The sequence below is a fragment of the Pyxidicoccus sp. M15 genome, assembly GCF_056858435.1.
The window spans coordinates 6494094-6517046 of record NZ_CM166495.1 but is presented as its reverse complement, the minus strand read 5'-3'; the positions used below and the strand labels follow the sequence as shown (position 1 = coordinate 6517046).

Genomic DNA, 22953 nt, shown 5'->3' with positions numbered 1-22953 from the left:
GGCTACGTGGAGACGCACGGCACCGCGACGCCCATCGGTGACCCCATCGAGGTGGCCGCGCTCCAGCGTGCGTACGGGCTGGGGGCGGACCGCCGCGGCACCATCGCGCTGGCGTCGCTGAAGACCAACGTCGGCCACCTGGACACGGTGGCGGGCCTCGCGGGCCTCATGAAGGTGGCGCTGGCGCTCCACCACGGTGAGGTCCCTCCGAGCCTGAACTTCGAGCGCCCCAACCCTCAAATCGACTTCGATTCCGGACCCTTCTTCGTCAACACATCCCTGCGGTCGTGGCCGAGGGGCGAGGCGCCGCGACGCGCGGCCGTCAGCTCCTTCGGCATTGGCGGCACCAACGCCCACGCCGTGCTCGAGGAATCCCCCATGTCCCACAGCGGCTCCACCACGAGGACCCACCACGTCGTCACGCTGTCGGCGCGCACGCCCGAGGCGCTGGAGGCGGCGTCGAAGCAGCTCGCGGCGCACGCGGAGGCGAATGCCGCGGACCTGCCGATTGCCGACGTGGCCTTCACGCATGCCGTGGGCCGCAAGGTCTTCGAGCACCGCCGGGCCGTCGTCGCGACGGACGCGGCGGACCTGGCGAAGCAGCTTCGCAAGCCGTACACGGCGGTGAAGGTGAAGGACGAGGCGGCGCGCCGGCGTCGCGTGGCCCTCGTCTTCCCGGGCCAGGGCACCCAGCAGGTGGGGATGGGCCGCGAGCTGTACGCGGCCGAGCCCGCCTTCCGCGTGCACGTGGACGCGTGCCTCGCGCTGCTGGAGGAGTCGCTGCGCTCCCGCGTGCGCTCGCTGCTCCAGGCGGCGCCGGGACAGCAGGACGCGGAGTCGGCGGCGCTGCTCGCGGACACGCGCGTGGCCCTGCCCGCGCTGTTCTCCGTGGAGTACTCGCTGGCGCGGATGTGGCTGGACTGGGGCCTGAAGCCCCACGCCGTGCTGGGGCACAGCTTCGGCGAGTACGCCGCCGCCTGCGTGGCCGGCGCGCTGCCGCTGGAGGACGCGCTGAAGCTGGCGGTGGCTCGCGGTGAGCTGATGCACCGCATGCCTCCGGGGGCGATGCTCGCGGTGGCCATGTCCGAGGCGCAGGTGGCGCCGCTGCTGTCGGGGCGGCTGGAGCTGGCGGCCGTCAACGCGCCGGACCGGTGCGTCGTCGCCGGGCCGGTGGACGAGGTGGAGCGGCTCCAGGCGGACCTGAAGCGCCGGGACGTGGGGGCGGTGCGCATGCCCGCGCCGCATGCGTTCCACTCCGCGGACGTGGAGCCGCTGATGCCGGAGCTGGAGCGCGTGGTGGCGTCCCTGCGCCGCGCGGAGCCGACGCTGCGCTACGCGTCCAGCGTCACCGGCACCTGGGCGAAGCCGGGAGCCCTGGCCGAGCCGCGCTACTGGGCGGACCAGATGCGCCAGCCCGTGCGCTTCAGCGAGGCCGTGGGGGCCCTGCTGGAGGAAGGCTGCAGCGTGGTGCTGGAGGTGGGGCCCGCGCAGGACCTCACGCCGATGGTGCGCGCGTGCCTGGGACAGGACAGGGACCGCGTGAAGGCGCTGGCCACGCTGCGGCGCGGCGGCACCACCACGGAGCACTCCGGGCTGATGCAGGCCGCGGGTGAGCTGTGGACGCAGGGCGTGGAGGTGGACTGGTCCGCCTTCTACGCGCACGAGCAGCGCCGGAAGCTGCACCTGCCCACGTACCCGTTCCAGGAGAAGCGCTGCTGGGTGGAGGCGAAGCCCGGGCAGGCGCAGGCGACTGGCGCGTTCGCCCCGGTGCCGGCGGCGCAGCCCCGGGCTCCCGGGGAGCTGGGCCACGTGAAGGTGCACGGCACCATGGTGGTGACGCCCGCTGGGCAGGCTTCGGCGCCTGTCTTCGCTCAGCCGCCGTCGGCGCCTCCCGCCTCGGCGCCCGTGCCGGCGGCGGTGCCCGTGTTCGCCCCGCCCGCCGTGGCGCCCGCGCGCGTGGCCGTCGCGTCCTCCGGCCAGGTCGCGGCGCCCGGGCCCGTTCCGTCGACGGTGGTTCCCGCGCCCGTCCCGCCCTCCGCGCAGGTCGGCGCGTCCGGGCCCGTTCCGCCGCCGGTGGCTCCCACGCCCGTCCCGCCCTCCGCGCAGGTCGGGGCGTCCGGGTTCGTACCTCCGGGCGCGCCCGTGCCGCCGACGCTCCCGCCCGTCCGGGCTCCGGCCACCACGCAGCCCATGGTGGCGTCGTCCGCGGTGCCCGTGCGCGAGGACGCGCCGCGCGGTGACGTCGAGGAGCGCGTCGCCGCCCTGTGGAGGGAGCGCCTCGGCCTGGAGTTCGTGGGCCGCGACGACAACTTCCTGGAGATTGGCGGCAACTCGCTGATGGCGGCCCAGCTCCTCAACCAGATGCGCGAGGCCTTCGGCGTCCAGCTCCCCCTGGCCGCGCTCTTCGAGGCCCCCACGGTGGCCGGCATCGCCGAGCGCATCGAGCCGCTGCTGAGCCAGGCCCCCTCCGTGGAGCAGAGCCGCGAGCTGCCCCTGGTGCCGCTGCCGCGCACCCAGGAGCTGCCCCTGTCCTTCGTGCAGGAGCGCGTCTGGCGCCTGGAGCAGCACCTGCCGGGCCTGTCCGCGTACACCATCCCCTTCGTCCTGCGCCTCGAGGGCTTCCTGGACGCGGACACCCTCCAGCGGAGCGTCCAGGAAGTCGTCAACCGCCACGAGGCGCTGCGCACCACCTACGACGTGGTGGACGGCCGCCCCGTGCAGCGCTTCCACGCGCACATGCACATCCCGCTCGACGTGGTGGAGCTGACCGGCTCCGCCGAGCACCGCGAGTCGGAGGCCATGCGCATCGCCCGCGAGGAGTCCGCGCGGCCGTTCGACCTGGTGAAGGGCCCCGTCATCCGGACGGTGCTGCTCAAGCTGGGCGCGCAGCACCACATCCTCGTGGGCGCCATCCATCACGTGGTCTGCGACACGCTGTCCGTGGCCATCTTCGTCCACGAGCTGGGCCAGCTCTACGGCGCCTTCCGCCAGGGCCGGCCGTCGCCGCTGCCGCCGCTGCCCGTGCAGTACGCGGACTTCGGCGCGTGGCAGCGCCGCAGCATCGCCGAGCACCTGATGCCGGAGCAGGAGCAGTGGTGGCGCAACCGCCTCGCCGGCATGCCGCGCAGGCTGGACATGCCCACGGACCGGTCCCGTCCGGAGAGCTGCCCGCTCACCTCCGTGCGCATGCTCGTCGACCTCCCGCCCGCGCTCGCCCGCGAGGTGGGCGCGTTCGGCAAGCGCGAGGGCGTCACCTCGTACATGACGGTGCTGGCCGCGTGGCAGACGCTGCTGCACCGCTACAGCGGGCAGACGGACATCATCGTCGGCACGCCCATCGCCAACCGCACGCGTCCGGAGCTGCTGGGGCTCATCGGCTACGTGGCCCACTCGGCGGCGTTCCGCACCAGCTTCGCGGGCGACCCGACGTTCCGTGAGCTGCTCGTCCGTGTGAAGCAGGAGGTGTCGGACGCGCAGTCCCGGCCGGACGTGCCCTTCGAGCACCTCGTCGAGGAGCTCATCCCCGGCAAGGACATTGGCCGGGGCCGAATCACGGACTCCATCTTCGTGTATCACTCCAGCGTCGGCGGAGGCGCGGCGGCGCTGGAGCTGACGGGCGTGCGCGGCTCGCTGGTGGAGGTGCCCGATGCCCCCGTGCAGTGGGGCGCCACGCTGTCCGAGCTGACGCTGGTGCTCTCCGAGGAGGGCGCCCGCATCCACGGCGCGCTCGAGTACGCCACCGAGCTGTATGACGCGTCCACCATGCGGCGCTTTGTGGAGCACTTCCAGGTCATGCTGGCCGCCGCCCTCGCCAGGCCGGACGAGCGCGTCTCGCGCCTGCCCATGGTGACGGAGACCGAGCGGCGCGCGTGGCCCCTGCCCCGCCCCGCCTCCGAGTCCGCCGCCGTGCCCGCGCTGCTGGCGGAGCGCGCGCGCCGCGGCCCGGCCTCCGTGGCCGTGAGCCAGGGCGACACGCCGTGGACCTGGGCGGAGCTGTCCGCCCGTGCGAGCCGCGTGGCCGCGCGCCTGCGGACGCTCGGCGTGCGGCCGGGAGACCCGGTCGCGGTGTGCCTGGCGCCCTCGCCCGCGAAGCTCGCCGTGCTCTGGGGCGTGCTGGAGGCCGGCGCCGCCGCGGTGACGCTCGGCGCCAGCGACCTGGGCGGGCTCGCCGTCTACGCACCGGAGGGCGCCACCGCGCCGGTGCTCGTCACCTGGCGCGGGGTCGTCACCTCCGCGAAGCTGGACGCCGCGCGCACGGTGTACGTGGAGGAGACCCTGGAGGTCGCCTCCGCGCCCGTGACGCCACACGTCCAGGCCGACTCGCTGGCGTGGCTGCTGCCGGCGGGCGCGGGCAGGCCGGCGTGGGCGCTGAACCACCAGGCCCTGAGCGAGCTGTTCGAAGCGATGGACGGCCGGCTGCGCCCCACCGAGGGCGGCACCTGGCTGGCGGCCGCCGAGCCCACGGCGGACCGCGCGGAGCTGGAGTCCCTGTGGGCCCTCTCGCGCGGCATGCGCGTGGCCTTCCCGTCGGAGCGGATGGCCGCGCAGTTGGTGCGCCTGAATGGCGGCGGGCCGCGCACCCAGGCCATGGACCTGAGCCTCATCTACTTCGCCAACGATGAGGACTCGCTCTCCGGCCCCAAGTACGAGCTGCTCGTCGAGGGCGCGAAGTTCGCGGACGCCCACGGCTTCTCCGCGGTGTGGACGCCCGAGCGGCACTTCCACGCCTTCGGCGGCCTGTACCCGCAGCCCGCCGTCGTGGCGGCGGCCCTGTCCACGGTGACGCGCAACCTGCACCTGCGCTCGGGCAGCGTGGTGCTGCCGCTGCACGACCCCATGCTCATCGCCGAGCAGTGGTCCGTGGTGGACAACCTCTCCCAGGGCCGCGTGGGCCTGTCGGTGGCCACGGGCTGGCACGTGCAGGACTTCTCCTTCAACCCGTCCGCGTACGAGGACCGGCGCAACGTCCTGCTGCGCAACCTGGAGACGCTGCGCGCCATCTGGCGCGGCGAGAAGCAGCGGCGCAAGGGCGGCGGCGGCGTCACCGTCGAAGTGGCCCTGCGGCCCAAGCCGGTGCAGAAGGAGCTGCCGGTGTGGCTCACCGCGACCTCCAGCCCGGAGACGTTCCGGATGGCGGGCGAGCTGGGCGCGGGCGTCCTCACGGGCCTGCTGGCGCACTCGCTGGAGGAGATGAAGCCGAAGGTGGCGCTGTACCGCGAGGCGTGGCGCCGCAACGGCCACCCGGGCCGGGGGCACATCACCTGCATGGTCCACACCTTCATCGGTGAGGACTCACAGGAGGTGCTGCGCACGGTGCGCAAGCCGCTGCTGAGCTACTTCCGCAGCTCGGCGGACATCGTCGCCAGCCTGCTCGCGGCGCAGGGGTTCCAGGGGGAAATCGACAAGGTCTCCGAGGAGGACATCAACGCCATCCTGGAGCACTCGTTCGAGAACTTCGCGATGGTCACCGGCCTCATCGGCACGGTGGACAGCGGCATGCAGCGGATGCGCGACATGCGCGAGGCCGACGTCGACGAGGTGGCCTGCCTCATCGACTTCGGCGTCGCGACGCCGGTGGTGCTGGACGGCCTGCGCCACCTCGCCTCGCTGCGCGAGCGGATGGTGGCCGAGGCCTCCGTCCGCCAGGAGCAGGTGCTGGTGGAGAGCAGCCAGGGCGTGGGCGAGCTGCTGGAGCTGGCGCGTCAGTCCGGCGCCGTCCACCTGCACACCTCCGCGCGGCTGGCGCGCACGCTGACGGAGCTGCCGAAGGCCCGTGAGTCGCTGGCCCCGTTGGGCACCCTGGTCCTGGAAGGCGCGTCGGCGGAGCTGGCCACCGCGCTGCACCAGAGCGCGGGCGTGGAGGTGTTGCTCGCGGGCGGCACCGGGGAAGGCGCCCTGCTCCCGAAGGCCCCGGGCGAGCGCGTGCCCGCGGGCCTCCAGCTGTGGGTGCTGGACGAGGTGGGCCTGCCCGTGCCCACGGGCGTCGTGGGTGAGCTGGCGCTGGAAGGCGCGGGCCTGCCCCGGGGCCTCTGGCGCTCGGCGGAGGAGGAGCGCCGCCGGCTGGTGCCTCACCCCACGGGGGCGGCGCGTCGCCTCTACCGCACGGGGCGGCATGTCCGCCTCCGCGCGGATGGCCGTGTGGAGTCCGTGAGCCTTCCCGCCGCGAAGGCGCCCGTGGCTCCGGCGCCGAAGGCCCCCGCGCCCGCGGCCAAGGCTCCGGTGGCCAAGGCCCCGGCGGCTCGCGCGGCCTCGGCGCAGTCCATTCCGCGCGCGCCGCGAGACAGGCCGCTGCCGCTCTCCTTCGTGCAGCAGCGGTTCTGGTACCTCCAGCAGCTGGAGCCGACCAGCGTGGCCTACAACAACGCGTCCAACTTCCGCCTCACGGGCGCGCTGGACACGGCGGCGCTCCAGGCGGCGCTGGACGAGCTGGTCCGCCGGCACGAGGTGCTGCGGACGACGTACACGCTCTCTGACGACGGCACCGCGGTGCAGATCATCCAGCCGGGGGGCAGCCTGCCCATGCCGCTGGAAGAGGTGCCCGGCGCCACGCCCGAGGAGCGCGAGGCGGCGACCATCCGTCGCTGCCAGGAGTTCTCCGCCATCCCCTTCGACCTGGAGAAGGGTCCGGTGGTGCGCGCGGTGCTCCTGCGCGTCGGGCCCCAGGAGCACGTGCTCAGCCTCATCCTCCACCACGCCGTCTCGGACGCGTGGTGCAACATGGTGCTCGCGCGCGAGCTGACCATCCTCTACGCCTGCTTCGGCGCGGGCATTCCCTCGCCGCTGCCCGAGCTGCCCGTGCAGTACGCGGACTACGCGGTGTGGCAGCGCCAGTACCTGGAGGGCGCGGTGCTGGAGGGGCAGCTCCGCTACTGGAAGGACGAGCTCCAGGGCGTGCCCGCGCTGGAGCTGCCCACGGACCGTCCGCGGCCCGCGGTGCAGTCGTACGCGGGTGGCCTCTACGCCTTCGAGTGGCCGCGGGAGCTGTCCGACCCGCTGCTCGCGCTGGGCCGCCGCGAGGGCGCCACGTCGTTCATGGTGATGCTGGCGCTCTACCAGTTGCTGCTGGGGCGCTACTCGGGCCAGGACGACTTCGCGATTGGTACGCCCATCGCCGGCCGCTCCCAGCCGGAGGTGGAAGGGCTCATCGGCTGCTTCCTCAACACGCTCGCCTTCCGCACGCGGCTGTCCGGGGCTTCGACGTTCCGCGAGCTGCTGGGCCGCGTGAAGCAGCAGGCGCTGGGCGCCTATACGCGCCAGGACGCGCCCTTCGAGCGGCTGATGGAGCTGCTCCAGCCGCCGCGTGACTTGAGCCGCACGCCGGTGTTCCAGGTCATCATCAACGTGCTCAACACGCCGGAGCCGGATGCGACGCCGCAGTCGCTCAAGATTGGCCAGGTGGTGGTGCCCGCGAGCACCGCCAAGTTCGACCTGGGCCTGGAGGTCTGGGAGCACCGCGGCGGAATGACGGTGCGCTTCGAGTACTCCTCGAGCCTCTTCGACCGGGCCACCGTGGAGCGCATGGCCGAGCACCTCACCGGGCTGGCCCGCGCCGTCGTCGCCTCGCCCGACCTGTCGCTGCCGCTGCTGCCGCTGCTGCCGGAGGCGGAGCGGGAGCAGGTGCTGGTGGACTGGAATGCCACCGCGTCGGACTACCCGCGCGAGGCGTGCATCCACCACCTGTTCGAGCAGCAGGCGACGCTGCGTCCGGACGCGGTGGCCCTGGAGTTCGGGGACGAGAAGCTCACCTACGCGCAGCTCGACACGCGCGCCAACCAGCTCGCACATCTGCTGCGGCTGCACGGGGTGGGGCCGGATGCGCTGGTGGCCGTGTGCCTGGAGCGCTCGGTGGAGCTCATCGTCTCGCTGCTGGCCATCCTCAAGGCCGGTGGCGCGTACCTGCCGCTGGATGCCTCGTACCCGGCGCAGCGGCTGGCCTTCATGCTGGAGGACGCGCCGCCCAGGCTGCTGCTCACGACGCAGGCCCTGCGCAAGGGTCTGCCCGTGGCGGAGTCGGTGCCGTGCCTCTTCGTGGAGGAGCTGCCCCTGGCCGCCCTGCCGCGCACGCGGCTGGTGTCCGGCGCCACGTCGCGCCACCTGGCGTACGTGGACTTCACCTCCGGCAGCACGGGCCGTCCCAAGGGCGTGGCCGTGGAGCACCGGGGCGTCATGCGCCTCCTGCACGGGGCGCGCTACGCGCACCTGGGGCCGGAGGAGACCTTCCTCCTCATCGCCCCCATCTCCTTCGACGCGTCCACGCTGGAGGTCTGGGGCCCGCTGCTCTTCGGCGGCCGCCTGGTCGTCTTCCCGGCGCAGTCCCCCAGTGACTTGGAGCTGCTGAGCACGGTGCTCACGCGGCATGGCGTCACCACGCTGCACCTCACCGCGGGCCTCTTCTCGCAGGTGGTGGACTTCAAGCCGGAGAGCCTGAAGGGCGTGCGCCAGCTGCTCACCGGTGGCGACGTGGTGAGCGCGCCCCACGTGCGGCGGGTGGTGGAAGGAATGTCCATTCCGGTGACGGCCTGCTACGGCCCCACCGAGTCCACCCTCTTCACCTCCACGTACCGGATGACGGACGCCTCGCAGGTGGGCACCGCCATCCCCATCGGCCGGCCCATCGCGAATACGCAGGTGTACGTGCTGGACGAGTACCTCCAGCCGATGCCCCCCGGCATCCCCGGGGAGCTGTTCATCGGCGGCGACGGCCTGGCGCGCGGCTACCTCTCGCGGCCGGACCTGACGGCGGAGCGCTTCATCCCCAACCCCTTCAGCGCCGTGGCCGGAGAGCGGCTCTACCGCACGGGCGACAAGGCGCGCTGGCGGGCGGATGGGGTGCTGGAGTTCCTGGGCCGCATCGACAACCAGGTGAAGGTGCGTGGCTACCGGATTGAACTGGCGGAAGTGGAAGCCGCGCTGCTGACGCACCCCGGGGTGCGCGAGGCGGTGGCGGTGGTGCGCCAGGACACGCCGGGCGACAAGCGCCTCGTCGCCTACGTCACCGGCGACGCGGGGCCGCTCGACTCGACGGAGCTGCGCACCTACGTGCAGGAGCGCCTGCCCGAGTACATGGTGCCCTCCGCGGTGGTGCACCTGGGCACCCTGCCCCTCACGGCCAACGGCAAGGTGGACCGCAAGGCCCTGCCCGCGCCGGACGTCGCCGTCGCCCAGCGCGGCCGGTACGTCGCTCCGCGCACTCCGAATGAGCAGGCACTCGCGGACCTGTTCGCGCAGCTGCTCGGCGTCAGCCGCGTGGGCACGCAGGACAGCTTCTTCGAGCTGGGTGGCCACTCGCTGCTGGCCACGCAGCTGGTGGCCCGCGTGCGCACCACCTTCGGCATGGAGCTGCCCCTGCGCACCCTCTTCGAGGCGCCCACGGTGGCCGCCCTCGCCGCGCGGCTGGACTCGCGGCAGCAGGCCTCCACGGGCGCACGGGCGGTGCCGCCGCTGACTCGCGCGGACCGGACGTCGCGGCTGCCCCTGTCCTTCGCGCAGCAGCGGCTGTGGTTCATCGGCCAGCTCGGCGCCGGGGCCAGCGCGTACAACATCCCCATGGCCATGACGCTGGAGGGCGCGCTCGACGTGGCCTCGCTCCAGCGGGGCTTCGACGAGCTGGTGCGCCGCCACGAAGCGCTGCGCACCACCTTCAGCGCGGAGTCGGGTGAGCCCTTCCAGGTCATCCACCCCGCCACCTCGCTGCCCATCGAGTCCGTGGACCTGATGCGCCTGGCCGACGCCTCGGTGCGGCAGACGGAGGCCGTGCGCCTCGCCACCGAGGAGGCGCTCCGTCCGTTCGACCTCGTCAACGGCCCGCTGGTGCGCGCGCTCCTGCTGAAGGTGGAGGAGAAGCGCCACCTGCTGGTGCTGAACCTGCACCACATCATCTCGGACGGCTGGTCCACCGGTGTGCTGGTGCGCGAGATGGCCGCCCTGTACGCGGCCTTCAGCCAGGGCCAGCCCTCGCCGCTGCCCGAGCTGCCGGTGCAGTACGCCGACCACTCCGTCTGGCAGCGCAACTGGCTCCAGGGCGAGGTGCTCGACGAGCAGCTCGGCTACTGGCGGAAGCAGCTCACGGGCGCGCCTGCGCACCTGGAGCTGCCCACGGACAAGCCGCGCCCGCCGCGCCAGTCCTTCCAGGGCGCGCCCCTGCCGCTCCACCTCTCGCGCGAGCTGAGCGAGGCGGTGGAGGCCCTGGCGAAGCGCGAGGGCGCCACGCCCTTCATGCTCCTGCTCGCGGCCTTCCAGGTGCTGCTGGGGCGCTACTCGGGACAGGACGACGTCTCCGTCGGCTCGCCCATCGCCGCCCGCCGCCATGCCGAGTCCGAGGCGCTGATCGGCTTCTTCGCGAACACCCTCGTGCTGCGCACGCGGATGCAGTCCGGCGCCACGTTCCGCGAGCTGCTGGCGCAGGTGCGGGAGACCACGCTCGGCGCGTACGAGCACCAGGACGTGCCCTTCGAGAAGCTGGTGGAGGACCTGCAGCCGGTGCGCGACCTGAGCCGCACGCCGCTCTTCCAGGTCATCTTCGCCCTCCAGAACGCGCCGCTGCCGGAGCTGGCCCTGCCCGGCCTGTCGCTGCGCTCGATGGAGCCGGAGCACGGGCTCATCCGCTTCGACCTGGAGCTGTCCTTCCACCGCACGGAGGACGGCTTCCACGGCGGCTTCAACTACAACACGGCGCTGTTCGAGCGGGCCACCATGGCCGGCATGGCCGAGCACCTCCGCGTGCTGCTGGAGGCCGCCGTCGCGTCGCCGGACCTGCCGCTGGCCCGGCTGCCGCTCCTCACCCGCGAGGCGCGCCACCAGGTGCTGTCCGCCTGGAACGACACCTCGGTGGACTACCCACGTGACACGCCCGTGCACGCGCTCTTCGCGCGGCAGGCGTCCCGCGCTCCCAACGCCGTGGCCCTGGTGTCCGGCTCGCGCACCGTCACGTACGGCGAGCTGGACGCGCGGTCGAACCAGCTCGCGCAGCACCTGCGAGCGCTGGGCGTGCGCCCGGGCACCCGCGTCGGCCTGTGCGTGGAGCGCTCGCCGGAGCTGGTCATCGGAATCCTCGGCATCCTCAAGGCCGGCGCGGCGTACGTGCCGGTGGAGGCGCATCATCCGGCGGAGCGCATCACCTGGATGTTGCGTGAGGCCGGCGCCAGCGTGGTCCTCACGCAGCAGTCCCTCGCGGACGGGCTGCGTGACGTCGGCGGCTCGCGCGTCCTGCTCGACGCGGAGTGGAACGCCATTGCGTCGCGTCCGGCCACCGCGCCCGACGTGGCGGTGAGCGCCGAGGCCCTGGCGTACGTGATGTTCACCTCGGGAAGCACGGGCCGCCCCAAGGGCGTCTGCGTGCCGCACCGGGGCGTGGTGCGCCTGGTCCAGGGCAGCCGCTTCATGCGGTTCGGCCCGGACGAGGTCATCCTCCAGCTGGCACCGGCGGCGTTCGACGCGTCGACGCTGGAGCTGTGGGGCGCGCTGCTGCACGGAGCGCGGCTGGTGCTCGCTCCGGCCGGAGCCCTGGCACTGGAAGACCTGGCGGCGCTGCTCGTGCGCGAGCGCATCACCACGCTGTGGCTGACAGCGGCTCTCTTCGAGCAGATGGCGCTGCACCAGGGCGAGGCCCTGGCGAAGGTGCGTCAGGTGCTCGCGGGCGGTGACGTGCTGCCCGCGCAGCGGGTGCGCGAGCACCTTGCCCGGCTGTCCCCGGACGCGGTGCTCATCAACGGCTACGGCCCCACGGAGAACACCACCTTCTCCGCCACGCACACCCTGCGCGCGGCGGACGACGTGGGCCGCTCGGTGCCCATCGGCCGGCCGCTGTCCAACTCCACCGCGTACGTGCTGGACGCCTCGCTCCAGCCGGTGCCGTCGGGCGTGCCCGGCGAGCTGTATGTGGGCGGAGACGGCCTCGCGTGGGGCTACCTCAACCGCGCGGACCTGACGGCCGAGCGCTTCGTGCCCCATCCCTTCGCCTCCACCCCGGGTGCGCGGCTGTACCGCACCGGTGACCAGGTGCGCTGGCGCGCGGACGGCACGCTGGAGTTCCTCGGCCGCACCGACTTCCAGGTGAAGGTGCGCGGCTTCCGCATCGAGCCCGGCGAGGTCGAAGCCGTCCTGCGCCAGCTCTCCGGCGTGCGCGAGGCCGTGGTGCTGGCCCGCGAGGACGTGCCCGGCGACAAGCGCCTGGTGGCGTATCTGGTGCCCGCCACGCCAGGCCTGGACACCGAGGCCGTGCGCACCTTCCTCGGACAGAAGCTGCCCGAGTACATGGTGCCCTCCGCCTTCGTGGAGCTGGCGGCCCTGCCCCTCAACACCAACGGCAAGGTGGACCGGAAGGCCCTGCCCGCGCCGGAGGCTCCTGCCGCGTCCGACGGTCAGTACGTGGCACCGCGCAACGAAGTAGAGGCGAAGCTCGCGGCCATCTTCGCGGAGGTGCTGCGCGTGGAGTCGGTGGGCATCCACGACGACTTCTTCCGGCTGGGTGGCCACTCGCTGCTGGCCACGCAGGTGGTGTCGCGCATCCGCGCCGCGCTGAACGTGGAGCTGCCGCTGAGCGAGCTGTTCTCCGCGACCACGGTGGCGGGGCTCTCGGCCCGCCTGGGAGCGGCCGGTGGCACCCGGGCTCCGGCCCTCACGCGGGCGCCGCGCACGGGGGACCTGCCCCTGTCGTTCGCGCAGCAGCGGCTGTGGCTCATCCACCAGCTCCAGCCGGGCAGCTCGCTCTACAACGTCCCGCTCGCCTTGAAGCTGGAGGGTGCGCTGGACGAGACGGCGCTCCAGCGCAGCTTCGACGAGCTGGTGCGCCGCCACGAGTCGCTGCGCACCACCTTCGGCACCGTCGCGGGACAGCCGGTGCAGCAGGTCCAGTCGTCGCTCTTCGTGCCGCTCCAGAAGGTGAACCTCTCACGCATCGAAGAGGACGACCTCCGGCGGGCCGAGGCGGTACGCGTGGCCACCGAGGAGTCGCGCCGTCCCTTCGACCTCACCCGCGGTCCGCTGCTGCGCACCCTGCTGCTGAAGCTGGGCGCTCGGGAGCACGTGCTGGTGCTCCACCTGCACCACATCGTCTCCGACGGCTGGTCCATGGGCGTGCTGGTGCGGGAGCTGACGGCGCTCTACGAGGCCTTCCGCATGGGGCGGTCCTCGCCGCTGCCGGAGCTGCCGCTGCAGTACGCCGACTACGCCGTCTGGCAGCGCACCTGGCTGCGGGACGAGGCGCTGGAGGCTCAGCTGGGCTGGTGGAAGCAGCAGCTCGAAGGCGCGCCCCACGCGCTGGAGATGCCCACCGACAAGCCTCGTCCGGCCGTCTTCTCCCACCAGGGAGCGACGCTGCCGGTGCGTCTGCCGCTGGGCCTCACCCAGAAGGTGGAGGCCATGGCTCAGCGTGAAGGCGTCACGCCCTTCATGCTGCTGCTGTCCGCCTTCCAGACGCTGCTGCACCGCTACTCGGGCCAGGACGACCTGCTCGTCGGCTCCCCCATCGCCAACCGCGACCAGGGGGCCACCGAGGGACTCATCGGCTTCTTCGTCAACACGCTGGTGCTGCGCGCGCGCTTCACGCCGTCCCTCACCTTCCGTCAGTTGCTGGCGCAGGTGAAGGAGCGGACGCTGGGGGCGTACGAGCACCAGGCCGTGCCCTTCGAGAAGGTGGTGGAGGCACTGCAGGCCGGACGCGACACGAGCCGCACGCCGCTGTTCCAGGCGATGTTCACGATGCAGAACGCTCCGGTGCCGCAGCTGGCGCTGCCCGAGCTGTCCGTGAGCCCCGCCACCATCGAGGACACCGGCACGGCGCTGTACGAGTGGAGCCTGGACCTGTTCCGTCCGCCGGAGGGCTTCGTCGGGACGCTCAACTACAGCACCGACCTGTTCGAGCCCGCCACGGCCTCGCGCTTCGTCGTGCACTTCCGACAGCTGCTCGAGAGCCTCGTGTCGGGACCGGACACGCCGCTGTCCTCGCTCCCTCCGCTGACGGACGGTGGAGGGGAACCTTCCTCCACTCCGGACGCCTCGGGCGCGGCATCGGCGTCCGCCTCGGCCTGCCTCCACACACACTTAGAGGCGCAGGTGGCCCGCACCCCGGACGCCCCCGCCGTGGTGTTCGAGGACACGGTGCTGTCCTTTCGCGAGCTCAACGCCCGCGCCAACCAGCTCGCCGTGCACCTGCGCTCGCTGGGGGTGGGGCCCGAGACGTGCGTGGGCCTGTGCATGGAGCGAGGCCCCGACGGCATCGTCGCCCTGATGGCGGTGCTCAAGGCCGGGGGCGCCTTCGTGCCGCTCGACCCGTCCGCGCCCGCGCAGCGCAGGTCCTTCGTCCTCCAGGACTGCGGCGCCTCCGTGCTGCTCACCACCCAGCACCTGGCCGATGCGTGGAAGCCCGAGGTGCGCCACGTCGTGTGCCTCGACACGCAGGCGGCGCGGCTCGCCTCGCTGCCGGATGGGAACCTGCCCACGTCGGCCCGCGTGGAGAACCTCGCGTACGTCATCTACACCTCGGGCAGCACGGGCACGCCCAAGGGCGTCATGGTGCGGCACAGCTCCGTGCTCTCCCTGCGCGAGGCACTGCTACAGAGCTTCTACGCCGGGCTGCCGGTCGGCTCGCGGGTGAGCATCAACGCGCCGCTGTACTTCGACGCCTCCGTCCAGCAGGTCATGCAGCTGCTCGACGGGCACTGCCTCTGCATCGTCCCCGAGGAGGCCCGGAGGGACCCGCGCGCCTTCATGCGCTGGGTGGAGCGCTCGCGCGTCGACACGCTCGACTGTACGCCGTCGCTGCTGAAGCTGCTGGTGGAGGCCGGCCTGCTCCAGTCCGAGTTCGCTCCCCGGCTGGTGCTGCCCGGCGGTGAGGCCATCGACGAGGTGCTGTGGCGGCAGCTGGCGGCCGCGCCGCGCTCGCGCGTCTTCAACGTCTACGGCCCCACCGAGTGCACCGTGGACGCGACGGCCGTGGAGGTGCTGCCGGACTCGCGCCCCTCCATCGGCGTGCCGCTGGCCAACACCCAGGCCTACGTCCTGGATGAGCGGCTGCAGCCCGTGCCGCCTGGAGTTCTCGGAGAGCTGTGCCTCGCCGGAGAGGGGCTCGCCCGGGGCTACCTGGGCCGGCCCGCCCTCACCGCCGAGCGCTTCATTCCCAACCCCTTCACCCCCGAGCCCGGTGCGCGGCTGTACCGCACCGGAGATCAGGCGCGTTGGCTCCCGGACGGCACGCTCGACTTCGTCGGCCGCATCGACTTCCAGGTGAAGCTGCGCGGCTTCCGCATCGAGCTGGGGGAAATCGAGGCCGCGCTCCGCCAGCACTCCGGCGTGCGGGAGGCCGTGGTGCTGGCCCGCGAGGACGTGCCCGGAGACCAGCGCCTGGTGGCGTACGTGGTGCCCGCGGCGCCCGGCGTGGACACCGAGGCCCTGCGCACCGGCCTCGCGCGTCAGCTGCCCGAGTACATGGTGCCCTCCGCCTTCGTGGAGCTGGCGGCCCTGCCCCTCACGTCCAACGGCAAGGTGGACCGGAAGGCGCTCCCGGCCCCGGTGGCCTCCGCTCCCGCGGGCCAGGGCGCGCCGCCGCGCAATGAGGTGGAGGCGAAGCTCGCGGCCATCTTCGCGGAAGTGCTGCGCGTGGCGTCGGTGGGCATCCACGACGACTTCTTTCGCCTGGGCGGCCACTCGCTGCTGGCCACGCAGGTGGTGTCGCGCATCCGCGCGACGATGGACCTCGAGGTTCCCCTGGGCGAGCTGTTCTCCGCGCCCACGGTGGCGGGCCTCGCGGCGCGTCTGGGAGCCACCGGAGGCACCCGGGCGCCGGCCCTCACGCGGGCGCCACGCACGGGAAAGCTGCCCCTGTCCTTCGCGCAGCAGCGGTTATGGCTCATCGACCAGCTCCAGCCGGGCAGCGCGCTCTACAACGTCCCGCTCGTCTTGAAGCTGGAGGGCGCGCTGGATGAGTCAGCGCTCCAGCGCAGCTTCGACGAGCTGGTGCGCCGTCACGAGTCGCTGCGCACCACCTTCGGCACGGTCGAGGGAGAGCCTGTCCAGGAGTTCCACCCGACGGTCCTCGCGCCTATCCAGAAGGTGGACCTGTCGACGATGGACGTGCCCGACCTCCGGAGGGCCGAGGCGGTGCGTCTGGCGACCGAGGAGACACGGCGTCCCTTCGACCTCGCCCGCGGCCCGCTGCTGCGCAGCCTGCTGCTGAAGCTGGGCGCTCGGGAGCACGTGCTGGTGCTCCACCTGCACCACATCGTCTCCGACGGCTGGTCCACGAGCGTGCTGGTGCGGGAGCTGACCGCGCTCTACGAGGCCTTCCGCCGGGGCCTGCCCTCGCCACTGCCGGAGCTGTCTCTTCAGTACGCCGACTACGCCGTCTGGCAGCGCGCGTGGCTGCGGGGCGAGGCACTGGAGTCCCAGCTGGGCTGGTGGAAGCAGCAGCTCGAAGGCGCGCCCCACGCGCTGGAGATGCCCACCGACAAGCCCCGTCCGGCCGTCTTCTCCCAGCGGGGAGCGACGCTGCGGGTGCGCCTGCCGCTGGGCCTCACCCAGAAGGTGGAGGCCATGGCCCAGCGTGAAGGCGTCACGCCCTTCATGCTGCTGCTGTCCGCCTTCCAGACGCTGCTGCACCGCTACTCGGGCCAGGACGACCTGCTCGTCGGCTCCCCCATCGCCAACCGCGACCAGGGGGCCACCGAGGGCCTCATCGGCTTCTTCGTCAACACGCTGGTGCTGCGCGCGCGCTTCACGCCGTCCCTCACCTTCCGCCAGCTGCTGGCGCAGGTGAAGGAGCAGACGCTGGGCGCGTACGAGCACCAGGCCGTGCCCTTCGAGAAGGTGATGGAGGCGCTGCAGGCCGGACGCGACACGAGCCGCACGCCGCTGTTCCAGACGATGTTCACGATGCAGAACGCGCCGCTGCCGGAGCTGGTGCTGCCCGAGCTGTCCGTGTTCCCCGGCGACTACGAGGACACCGGCACGGCGCTGTACGAGTGGAGCCTGGACCTGTTCCGCCCGCCAGAGGGCTTCGTCGGGACGCTCAACTACAGCACCGACCTGTTCGAGCCCACCACGGCCACGCGCTTCTTCGCGCACTTCCGCCTCCTGCTGGAGGGCATCCTGTCGCGTCCCGAGGCGCGGGTGGACGCGCTGCCCCTGCTCGCGGACTCGGAGCGCCAGCGGTTGCTGGTGGAGTGGAATGGCACGCGGGAGGCGCTGCCTCGCGACGCCCGCATCCACGCCCTGTTCGAGGCGCAGGTGCGGAGGACGCCGGACGCCCCGGCCGTCGTGGCTGGCACCACGGTGCTGACGTATCGCGAGTTGGATGACCGGGCCACCCGACTGGCGCGGCGGCTGCGGGAGCTCGGGGTCGGTGTGGAGACCCAGGTGGCGGTGTGCGTGGAGCGCTCGGTGGAGCTCATCTCCGCGCTGCTCGGCGTGCTGAAGGCGGGCGGCGCCTACGTGCCGTTGGACCCGGAGTACCCGTCCGAGCGGCTGGCCTTCATGCTGGAGGACAGCGGCGCGCGGGTGGTTGTGGCGCGCGGCCGCTTCCGCGAGAAGCTGGGCGAGGCCTCCGGACGCGTCTGGGTGGACGTGGACGCGCTGCCGGACGCGGGGGGCCTTCCCCTTGCTGACATCGACGTGCCTCCCGAGGCCGCGGCGTACGTGCTCTACACGTCCGGCTCGACGGGTCGGCCCAAGGGCGTGGTGGTGCAGCACCGCTCGCTGGTGAGCTTCACCCACGCGGCGTGGCGCGCCTTCCCGGTGGAGCCGCGGGACCGCGTGCTGCAGTTCGCCTCCATCAGCTGGGACACCAGCGCGGAGGAGATCTACCCGTGCCTCACGCGCGGCGGCACGCTGGTGCTGCGCACGCCGGAGATGCTGGACGCGCCGGACGCCTTCCTCGCGAAGGTGGAGGCGTCGGGCGTCACGCAGCTCAACCTGCCCACGGCCTTCTGGCACGAAGTCACGGCGAGCCTGCATGAGGGCAAGGCGCGCCTTCCCCCGGCCGTGAAGTGGGTGGTCATCGGCGGCGAGCGCGCGGTGCCCGAGCGCGTGGCGCAGTGGCGCCGTCACGTAGGCACCCGGGTGCCGCTGCTGAACACCTACGGGCTCACGGAGGTGACGGCGGTGGCCACCTCGGTGGACCTGGCGTGCGCGTCCGAGCCCCTGGAGGACGGCCGCGAGGTCTCCATCGGCCGGCCGCTGACGAACGTGCTGCTGTACGTGCTGGACGCAGACCTCGTGCCGGTACCGGTGGGCGTCCTCGGTGAGCTGTACGTGGGCGGCGAAGGCGTGGCGCGCGGCTACCTCGGGCGGCCGGACCTGACGGCGGAGCGCTTCGTCCCCAGCCCCTTCGGCAATGGCGAGCGGCTGTACCGCACGGGAGACCAGGTCCGCTGGAGGCAGGACGGAAGCCTGGAGTACCGCGGCCGTGGGGACTCGCAGGTGAAGCTGCGCGGCATCCGCATCGAGCTCGGTGAGGTGGAGGCCGCGCTGCGCGCCCACGCTCCGGTGCGGGACGTGGTGGTGCAGCTGCGCGAGGACATGCCCGGCGACCAGCGCCTGGTGGCCTACGTGATTGCCTCCGACACCCTGGACGTGGCGGAGCTGCGCACCACGCTGCGCCAGCACCTGCCCGAGCACCTGGTGCCCGCGGCCTTCGTCGCGCTCCCCGCCCTGCCCCTCACGCCCAACGGCAAGGTGGACCGCAAGGCCCTGCCCGCGCCGGAGGCCTCGCAGCTCCAGTCCGCCGCGGCCCACGAGCCGCCGGCGACGCCGGTGGAGGCCCGCCTCGCGGAGCTGTTCCAGGCGCTGCTGCGCGTGCCCGCCGTGGGCCGCCGCGAGAGCTTCTTCGAGCTGGGAGGACATTCGCTCCTGGCCACGCAGCTGGTGGCGCGCATCCGCACCGCCTTCGACGTGGAGCTGAGCCTGCGCGGCTTCTTCGAGGCCCCCACCGTGGCCGCCCTCGCCGAGCGCATCGGCACCGCGCCTACGAGCACCCGGATGCCGCCGCTGGTCCCGGCCCGCACGGAAGGCCGCGTCCCGCTGTCCTTCGCGCAGCAGCGCCTCTGGTTCCTGGATCAGCTCCAGCCGGGGCAGGCGCTCTACAACATGCCCTCGGCGCTGCGCCTCACGGGCACGCTGGAGCGGGCCGCCTTCGAGCGCGCCTTCGCGGAGCTGGTGCGCCGCCACGAGTCGCTGCGCACCACCTTCCACTCCGAGGGCGGAGAGCCCTACCAGGTCATCCACCCGGCCACGTCGAGCCCGCTCCAGTTCGTGGACCTGAGCGCGCTGCCCTCCGAGCAGCGTCAGTCCGAGGCCCTGCGAGTCGCCACCGACGACGCTCAGCGGCCGTTCGACCTGGCCACGGGCCCGCTCCTGCGTGTCACGCTGGTGAAGCTGGAGCCGACCGAGCACGTGCTGCTGGTGTGCATGCACCACAGCATCTCCGACGGCTGGTCCATGGGCGTCCTCGTCCGGGAGGTCGCCGTCATGTACGAGGCCTACCGTCACGGCCAGCCCTCGCCGCTGCCGGAGCTGCCGGTGCAGTACGCCGACTACGCCGTCTGGCAGCGCACGTGGCTGCGCGGCGAGACGCTGAAGGCGCAGCTGGGCTGGTGGAGGGAGCAGCTCGGCGGCGCACCGCACGCGCTGGACCTGCCCACCGACAAGCCGAGGCCCGCGACACTCACGCACCAGGGCGGGGCCGTGCCCGTGCACCTGCCGGCCGCGCTCGCTCAGCGCGTGGAGGCCCTGGCGCAGCGTGAGGGCGCCACGCCCTACATGCTGCTGCTGGCGGCCTTCCAGGCGCTGCTGCACCGACACTCGGGGCAGGATGACGTGCTGGTGGGCTCGCCCATCGCGGGCCGGCGCCACGCGCAGACGGAAGGGCTCATCGGCTTTTTCGTCAACACGCTGGTGCTGCGTGCGCGCTTCGCCCCGTCGCTCAGCTTCCGCCAACTGATCGCCCAGGTGCGCGGCACCACCCTGGGCGCGTACGAGCACCAGGACATCCCGTTCGAGCGCCTCGTCGAGGAGCTCCAGCCCGCGAGAGACCTGGGTCGCACGCCGCTGTTCCAGGCCCTGTTCGTCCTGCAGAACACGCCCGACTCGGCGATGTCCCTGCCGGAGCTGACGCTGCGAGGCGTGGACGTGGAGCACGTGGCCAGCCGCTTCGAGCTGGAGCTCGGCCTCACGCGCGCGCCGGACGGCTACCGCGGCGGGCTCGTCTTCAGCACGGAGCTGTTCGAGCACTCCACGGCCGAGCGGCTCATGGCCCACCTCCAGCTCCTGCTGGAGGGCGCGCTGGATGCTCCGGACGCGCCCCTCTCCGCGCTGCCCATGCAGACGGCCGGGGAGCGGCAGCAGGTGCTGGTGGAGTGGAACGGCGCGGCAGCGGACTTCCGCCGCGACACCTGCTTCCACACGCTCGTCGCGCAGCAGGCTCGCCGCACGCCGGAGGCCCCCGCCGTCCAGCTCGGTGACTCCGTGCTGTCCTACGCGACGCTCGACACGCGGGCGAACCAGCTCGCCGCGCGGCTGCGCTCGCTGGGGGTTGGACCGGATGTCACGGTGGGCCTGTGCCTGGAGCGCACGCCCGAGGCCATCGTCGCCCTGCTGGCGGTGCTCAAGGCCGGGGGCGCCTTCGTGCCCATCGACCCGGCGGCGCCCGCGCAGCGCAAGTCCTTCGTGCTGCGGGACTGCGGCGCGTCCGTGCTGCTCACCGTCCAGCATCTCGCGGATGCGTGGAAGCCCGAGGTCCGTCACCTGCTCTGCCTCGACTCGGAGGCGGCGCGACTGGCGGCCCTGCCCGGGGACGAGGTGCCTTCTTCCGCCACCGCGGAGAACCTGGCGTACGTCATCTACACGTCGGGAAGCACGGGCACGCCGAAGGGCGTCATGGTGCAGCACCGCTCGGTGCTCCACCTGCACGAGGCCACGGCCCGGACGCTCTACGCGGGCATGCCCCGGGGACTGCGGGTCAGCCTCAACGCGCCGCTGTTCTTCGACGTGTCCATCGAGCAGCTCATCCACCTCGCGGACGGGCACTGCCTGTGCCTGCTGTCCGAGGACACACGCAAGGACCCGGAGGCGATGCTGGCGTGGCTGGAGCAGCAGCGCGTGGACGTGCTGGACTGCACGCCCGCGCAGCTCACGCTCCTCGTCCAGGCGGGCCTGCTGGAGCGCACCCACGTGCCGCGCCTGGTGGTCTGCGCGGGCGAGGCCATGGACCTGTCCCTCTGGCAGCCGCTCTCGCGCACCCGGCGCACGCGCACCGTCAACGCGTATGGCCCCACGGAGGGCACCGTGTACGCCACCACGTGGTGTGTGCAGGACTCGTCGGTCGCGGTGCCCGTCATCGGCCGGCCGCTGCCCAACACCCGGGCCTACGTCCTGGATGCGCAGCTGCGGCCCACGCCGCTGGGAGTGCCCGGAGAGCTGTACCTCGCGGGCGAAGGCGTGGCGCGCGGCTACCTCGGCCGGCCCGAGTTCACCGCGGAGCGCTTCGTGCCCGACGCGTTCAGCACCGAGCCCGGCGCGCGGCTGTACCGCACCGGTGACAAGGCACGTTGGAGGCAGGACGGCACGCTGGAGTACCTGGGCCGCCTGGACTTCCAGGTGAAGGTGCGCGGCTACCGCATCGAGCTGGGAGAAATCGAGTCCGCCCTGCGCACGCACCCGGCCGTGAAGGACGCGGTGGTGCTGGCGCGGGAGGACGTGCCCGGCGACAAGCGGCTGGTTGCGTACGTGGTGGCGGCGCCGTCCGCCGAGCCGGCAACGCAGGCCCTGCGCGCCCACCTGCAGCAGCGCCTGCCCGAGTACATGGTGCCCGCCGCCTTCGTGCCCCTGGCCTCGCTGCCGCTGACGGCGAACGGCAAGGTGGACCGGAAGGCCCTGCCCGCGCCGCGCACCGGTGACTCCCCTGCCCTGGCCTACGTGGCGCCGAGGGATGCGCTGGAGCTGATGTTGGTGCGCACGTGGGAGAAGGTGCTGGGCGTGCAGCCGGTGAGCGTGCGCGGCAACTTCTTCGAGCTGGGAGGCCACTCGCTGCTGGCCGTGCGCCTCATGGCCGCCATGCGCGAGGCCACGGGCCGGCAGCTCCCGCTCGCCGCGCTCTTCCAGGCGCCCACCGTGGAGCAGCTCGCGACGCTGCTGCGCGGCGGAGGCACGGGGGCGTTCTCACCGCTGGTGCCCTTCGGTGCGCCCGGGACGGGCACCGCGGCGCCGTTCTTCTGCGTTCATCCGGTCGGCGGCAACGTGCTCGCCTATGCGGAGCTGGCGCGGCTGCTCGGAACGGAACGTCCGTTCTACGGCCTGCAGGCCCGGGGGCTGGATGGCAGCGCGCCGCTCGGCACCGTGGAGGAGATGGCCGCCGAGTACGTGAAGGCGCTGCGTGGGGTCCAACCGTCCGGTCCCTACCACCTGGGCGGCTGGTCGATGGGCGGCGTCATCGCCTACGAGATGGCGCGGCAGCTCCGGGCAAGCGGCGAGCAGGTGGCGCTGCTGGCGATGGTCGACTCCTACGTCCCGGTGGCGACGGAGCCGGAGCCGGACCGCGTGCAGCTCGCGCTCCTGTTCGCGCGGGACTTGATGGGCGCGTCGCTCGCGGACCTGCCGGTGGACCTGGACGGGCTCGTGGGACTGGAGCCGGACGCGGTGCTGGAGCGGCTGCTGCAAGCAGCGGCCAGCGCGGGCGCCCTGCCCCCCGGCATGGATGCCGGGCACCTGGGCGCGCTGTTCCGCGTGTTCGAGGCCAACCTGCTCGCGTCGCGGCGCTACGTGGCCCCGGCCTCCGAGGACCGCGTGGTGCTGTTCAAGGCGACGGACGACGCGGAGGGCCTGCCGGAGGACGGCGGCTGGTCCGCGCTGGTGGGCAACGCGCTGGAGCGGCACCTGCTGCCCGGTGACCACTACAGCCTGCTGCGGCAGCCGGGAGTCGGCGCGCTGGCGGAGCGGCTGCGGGAGGCCCTGAAGACCGCGAAGTAG

General features: G+C 73.0%; 1 protein-coding gene (cut by a window edge). It reads left to right on the top strand.

Annotation, left to right across the window (positions count from 1 at the left end):
- Positions 1-22953 carry the 3' portion of a non-ribosomal peptide synthase/polyketide synthase gene (locus tag ACX9TP_RS24335; RefSeq protein ID WP_482982123.1) on the top strand. It extends 20196 nt beyond the left edge of the window, so the window shows 22953 of its 43149 coding nt (coding positions 20197-43149); the start codon falls outside the window, past its left edge; the stop codon is at positions 22951-22953.